Origin of the sequence: Mesorhizobium sp. M7D.F.Ca.US.004.03.1.1 (genome assembly GCF_003998635.1) — a bacterium.
In the GTDB taxonomy this organism is placed as follows: Bacteria; Pseudomonadota; Alphaproteobacteria; order Rhizobiales; family Rhizobiaceae; genus Mesorhizobium; species Mesorhizobium loti.
In genome coordinates this window covers 1-5,516 of sequence record NZ_RZQG01000380.1, presented here as the reverse complement: position 1 = coordinate 5,516, position 5,516 = coordinate 1, and the positions used below count along the sequence as shown (strand labels likewise).

6 protein-coding genes are annotated in these 5,516 nt (G+C 64.1%); all 6 read right to left on the bottom strand.

The genetic code is table 11. The annotated features are described in order from the left end of the window. The coding region (locus EN935_RS20405) for a DUF3445 domain-containing protein (protein WP_164771223.1) at positions 1-586 on the bottom strand (586 nt) is incomplete at its 3' end. Then, positions 583-870, bottom strand: a complete 288-nt coding sequence (locus EN935_RS20400; protein ID WP_127266136.1) for a YciI family protein — start codon at positions 868-870, stop codon at positions 583-585. The genes EN935_RS20400 and EN935_RS20405, both read right to left, overlap by 4 nt. Positions 871-884: 14 nt before the next feature. Continuing rightward, positions 885-1,547: an aminotransferase class IV family protein gene (locus EN935_RS20395; RefSeq protein WP_127266135.1), complete on the bottom strand. Its 663-nt coding sequence runs from the start codon at positions 1,545-1,547 to the stop codon at positions 885-887. Beyond that, a complete protein-coding gene (locus tag EN935_RS20390; RefSeq protein ID WP_127266134.1) occupies positions 1,496-2,641 on the bottom strand; it encodes an aminodeoxychorismate synthase component I in 1,146 nt (381 codons plus the stop codon). Before EN935_RS20390 ends, EN935_RS20395 begins: the two co-directional genes overlap by 52 nt. Before the next feature lie 204 nt (positions 2,642-2,845). Next, entirely contained in the window at positions 2,846-3,580 is a 735-nt protein-coding gene (locus EN935_RS20385; RefSeq protein ID WP_126070341.1) for a proton-conducting membrane transporter, read from the bottom strand. 369 nt (positions 3,581-3,949) lie between these two features. After that, positions 3,950-5,516, bottom strand: a 1,567-nt coding sequence (locus tag EN935_RS20380; protein WP_127373561.1) for a M3 family oligoendopeptidase, incomplete at its 5' end; no start/stop codon positions are given.

Sequence of the window (5,516 nt, the reverse complement as noted above, 5' to 3'; positions counted from 1 at the left end):
GGATCGACCAGTTGTAGCGCTCGACGGCTTGCCCTTGGAGGCCATCGAACATCCGGTTGATCAGCTCGGCCGGACGCGTGCCCGGGCCGAAACCCGGCACCGGCGCGTGGATGTCCTGCAGCGGCTTGCCGAACTTTTCCAGAAGCGACCAGGACGAGGGAAAGCAAAGCGAGCCGGCAACCAGCCGCCAGCCGCTGTCGCTGCGGCGCATCAGGATCAGGTCTTCCTGAATGAGCTGTGAGGCCTTGGCCAGCGGCGCATCGGCGAGGGAAGCAGGCAGACGGTTCGCGGCGCCCGCCACCTCGACGCCTGATCCGCCGAGCCGATAGGTTTCGGGGAAGCTCTCCAGCAGATGCGCACCGAGCAAGTCGAGCACTTCCTGCTGGGCGTCCCGCGTGCCGTCTTCCTCGACGAAAACCCGCTCTGGGATTTCGGCATAGAGCCGATGCTTCTCGGCGAGATACGGCAGCAAATGGTCGTCGACCTCGATCCAGTCCGCCGGATCGAGCGGCTTCAGCCCGATGCTGAAGAGTTTCGAAGAGCCGTCATAGGGCGTGTGGGTGGGCAGCGCCTCGGCCAAGCTCATGCTTCCTTGAAATCGTCGAGTTCGCCGGTGGTCATCCTCGCCACGAATTCGGTGACGTCATAGTCTGCCGCGCCTGCCTTGGCGAAAGGGTCGGCGACCAGCCTGGCGTCGAGCACGTCGCGCGGGCATCGCGCGATGATGATGCCGCCGGTTCGCGGTTTCTTCGGCCCGGAGACGACAAAGATGCCGTCCGCATAGCAGCTCTTCAGCCACTCGACGTGCGCCGCCTGTAGTTGGTCAATCTCGGTCAGCGGTACTTTGTAGTTCAGTGAAACGACGAACATTGTCTTGGCTTCTCTCAGGTCAGTTTGGCCGGGATCAGTCCGCGCAGCGAATTGCCGAGGAACAGGGCCCTGGCGGATTTCAAATCGTCCAAGCTGTAGATTGCTTCACGGGCGCGGCCTTCATCCAGAAGCTCGGCGCGCAATACGCCAGGCAGCAGGCCGCAGTCGAGCCGGGGCGTCGCCAGCATGCCGTCGCCGAGATCGGCGAAGATGTTGGTGATCGTGCCTTCACAGATCTCGCCGCGCTCATTGGCCAGGATCACCTCGTCGGCCTGGGTGATGAGATATTCGGCACGGGCATGCGTATAGACCTGTCGCCGGCTGGTCTTGTGGCGCAGCAGCGTGTTGCGAGAATCGAGCCTCGTCCGTGCCAGCCGCAGCAGCCAGACCTTGTCGACGGCGAGCGGTTCATAGGGCCGCGCCGCGGCGGTCACCTCGCCGTCATGCGACAAAACGAGGCGCGCGCGCATGGCAATGCCGGAACCGCTGACCGCGCTGCTCAGGACCTCGCCGACCTTGCCCGGATCACAGCGGAAGCCGAGCTCCGCCGCCGAGCCATAGAGGCGCGCGAGATGGCGATCGAAGCGCAGGAAGCCCGAGCCAGGTTCCCAGCGCATGGTCTCGATCAGCTGGAAATCGGCGGTGTTCCCGTCGCGAAGCGCGCTTTCAGCAGACACTCCTGATACTCCTCCTGCGCCGTCGAATCGAAGACGACGCCGCCACCGACATTGTAGACGGCCTCGCCGCCGGAAAAGAGCGAGATGGTGCGGATCGCCACGGAAAAGCGCATCGTGCCGCCGGGCGCGATCCAGCCGATGGCCCCGCAATAGGCGTCGCGCGGCGTGCCTTCCAGATCGCGCAGGATTTCCATGGCGCGGATTTTTGGCGCACCGGTGATCGAGCCGCACGGAAACAGCGCCGCGAAGATCTGGCGGATAGAAAGCCCCGGCAGCAGTTTTGCCCTGACGTCGCTCACCATCTGGTGGACCGTCGGATAGGTCTCGATGCGGAACAGCGCGGGCACGTCCAGCGTGCCGACCTCGCTGATCAGCGAGATGTCGTTGCGCAGGAGGTCGACGATCATGCGGTTTTCGGCCTGGTTCTTCTCGTCGTTGCGCAGGAAGATCTTCTGCCGCTCGTCTTCGGCCTTGGTCGCGCCGCGCGGCGCCGTGCCCTTCATCGGATGCGTCTCGATCATGCCCCCGGCGTCGATCTCGAAGAAGAGTTCGGGCGAGCGCGACAGCACCATGGGTTCGCCGAGCGCGACCAATGCGCCATATTTCACCGGCTGGCGTTCGGTCAGCGCATCGAAGGCGGCCAGCGGGTCGCCAGACCATTGCGCATGCACCGGAAAGGTCAAATTACCCTGGTAACAATCGCCCTGCCTGATGTGCTGATGCAGCCGCGAGAACCGCTTCTCATAGTCCTTGGGCGACCACGCCGCGCGGGCGTCGAAGATCGGACCATTGGTCGCCGCTATATTGCGCGGCGGCACCGCCTCTTCGGCCGGCGCATCGAAAACCCCAAGGCAGACGAGCGGGGCGCGGCGCCCGTCCGGCAGCAAGGGGACGAGCTTCGGTTCGAGCAGATAACCCGCCTCATAGGAGAAATAGCCGGCAAGCCATTTGCCTGCATCGTGCGCGGCTTGCGCCGCCTCCAGCGCCGGCAGGAAATCCTTTGCCTCATGCGCCACGATGACATCGGCCGGCTGGTCGAAAACGAGCTGGCGCGCGCTTTCGTCGTTGCGGAAAATGGCGGCGGGCAGGGACATGGGCACCGGATGCTGCGGTCAATGAAGCCGTTGACCGCTCTATATGGGGGGCCGCTCGCGCGCAATCGAGGGAACGGCATGCTGCCACTCAAAGCCGACCTTGGGCCGACCTTTAGGTCGACTCCGGGCCAACCCAGGGGCCAAAGGCAAACGGCGGCGCCATATTGGCGCCGCCGTTTGCAATCTTCAGCTCTTGCCTGGCGATCAGGTGTTGCTGGTGGTTCCCGCCGTCGGAAACTGCTTGGCGAATTCCTTCTCGTTGCCGGCGGCGAGCAGCTTCGCCTGCTCGATCCAGCGCTCGCGCGCGATGCGGCCGTCGAAATTCATCACGTCCTCGATCCGCTTGATATCGGCGGCTGTCCAGCCGGCGATCTGGGCGAAGCTGGTGACACCTTGCGCCTTGAGCAGCTTCTCGTTGACCGGACCAATGCCGATCAGCCGGCGCAGATTGTCGGGCTTGCCGGATACGGGCTTCGCCGGTGGCGGTGCAGATTTCTTGGCTGGTGCGGGCTTACTCGTCGCGGATTTGGCTGGAGCCGAGGCTTTGGCGGCGGCCGGTTTCGCCGCCGGCTTGGCAGGAACCGCTTTCGCAGCGGCCGGTTTAGCCGGCGCGGGTTTTGTGGCGGCAGATTTGGCCGCCGCGGGAGTCGACATCAGGGCTGCAGACGCCTGGCCTGCCGGCTTTGCCGCGCTGCTCCCGGCGGCGGGTGCGGCCTGCGCCTCGCGCAGCCGGCGCTCGAGGTCGGCGCGGGTCTTGCCGCATGCATCGAGTTCACTGGTCAGCCGGTCGCTGTCGGCGCGCAACCTGTCGCGCTCGCTGCGCGTACGGTCGAGGTCGCCGCGCAAGCTGTCGAGTTCACCGCGCAGACGGCCCCAGAGGAACCAGCCCACCAACACGCCTACCAGGAACGCCAGGAGCATGTAGAAAAAAGTGCCCATTGTCTCTCTCCAGTCAGATCCGTCTGCCGTGGGGTCATGACCTTCGGCGAAGGACTACTCGATGGTGATTCCGCGGTTCGCAGAACAGCCGGCTTCGGTTCGAGCTGTCGGCTCGGCTTTGCTTGCCCATGGCCAACGGCCGTTGTCGCGTCCGCCTGAGCGCCACGGCCGGCCGAGATTTTTCCTCGCCGATCCGCATGCGCTCCGGCTGAGCTTGGAGCGAAGGCTATCATAGAGCTTGTGGAAAGCTATCGGAAAACTTCGGTGGAGAGTACTTCAAGAACAGATATTTAGGCCAATAATAAAGCCATCCCAACATGCATTCCGGCTAAACTGTTCTACGAGCGGGCGACGCTTGCAGGACGTGTTTCAAACGTCGAGCGCTTCCAGCTCGTCGATCAGGCCACTGATGACGCCAAGCCCTATCTGCCAGAAGGCGGGATCGGTGGCGTCGAGGCCGAAGGGCGCCAGAAGCTCGGAGTGATGCTTGGTGCCGCCGGCGCGCAGCATCTCGAAATACTTGTCCTGGAAGCCGCGCTCGGCGTTCTGGTAGACCGCGTAGAGCGAATTCACCAGGCAGTCGCCGAAAGCATAGGCATAGACGTAGAAGGGCGAATGGATGAAGTGCGGAATGTAGGTCCAGAACACCTCGTAGCCTTCGCGCAACTTGATCGCCGGCCCGAGGCTTTCGGCCTGCACTTCGAGCCAGAACTGGCCGAGCCTGTCGGAGGTCAGTTCGCCGTTCTTGCGCTCGGCATGCACCTTGCGCTCGAATTCGTAGAAGGCGATCTGGCGCACGACCGTGTTGATCATGTCCTCGACCTTCTGGGCGAGCATGGCCTTGCGCTCGCGCCTGTCGGTGGTCTGGTCGAGCAGCGAGCGGAAGGTCAGCATCTCGCCGAAGACCGACGCCGTCTCAGCCAGCGTCAGCGGCGTCGAAGCCATCAGCGCACCCTGGCCGCTGGCCAGCACCTGATGCACGCCATGGCCAAGCTCATGCGCCAGCGTCATCACATCGCGCGGCTTGCCCATGTAGTTGAGCAGGACATAGGGATGCGCCGACGGCACGGTCGGATGCGCGAAGGCGCCGGGTGACTTGCCAGGCCGCACCGGCGCGTCGATCCAGTTGCGGTCGAAGAAGGTTCGCGCGATCTCCGCCATATCGGGCGAAAAGCGCTGATAGGCCGACAGCACGGTGTTCCTGGCTTCGTCCCAGCCGATGATCGCCTGGGGCGTATCCGGCAATGGCGCGTTGCGGTCCCAGTGATTCATCACTTCCATACCCAGCCAGCGCGCCTTCATCGCGTAGTAGCGGTGCGACAGGCGTGGATAGGCATCGCGCACGGCGGAGGCCAGGGCATCCACCACGCTGCGCTCGACGCGGTTGGCGAGATGGCGTGAATCGGCGATGTCCTCGAAGCCGCGCCAGCGGTCGGATATTTCCTTGTCCTTGGCCAGCGTGTTGGTGATCAACGTGAAGGTGCGCAAATTTTTGCGGAAGGTCGTGGCCAGCGCCTCGGACGCCCGGCGGCGCACCTCGCCATCGGCGTCCTGCAAGCGGTTCAACGCCGGCTCCAGCGTCAGTTCCTCGCCGTCGATGTCGAAGCGAAGGTCTGTCATCGTCTCGTCGAACAAGCGGTTCCAGGCGCCGCGCCCGGTGATCGATTTTTCGTGGAAGAGCTGCTCGACGCGATCCTCGAGCTGGTAGGGTTTGTCCTTGCGCAGATCGAGCACCCATGGCCGGTAGTGGCCGAACGCGGGATCGCCGGCGAGCGCGCCTTCGATGGCGGCATCGTCGATCAGGTTGAGTTCGAGCGCGAAGAACAGAAGGTGCGCGCTGGCGTCGGTCATCTTCTCCTGGATGTCGCCATAGAGTTTGGCGCGCTGCGGGTCGGCGGTGTTGCCGGCATAGACCAGACCCGAATAGGAGACGATG

What these genes read in the sequence shown, in the direction of transcription:
- EN935_RS20400 (WP_127266136.1), bottom strand. Translation starts at nt 870, where the DNA reads ATGTTCGTCGTTTCACTGAACTACAAAGTACCGCTGACCGAGATTGAC.
- EN935_RS20390 (WP_127266134.1), bottom strand. Translation starts at nt 2,641, where the DNA reads ATGTCCCTGCCCGCCGCCATTTTCCGCAACGACGAAAGCGCGCGCCAG.
- EN935_RS20385 (WP_126070341.1), bottom strand. Translation starts at nt 3,580, where the DNA reads ATGGGCACTTTTTTCTACATGCTCCTGGCGTTCCTGGTAGGCGTGTTG.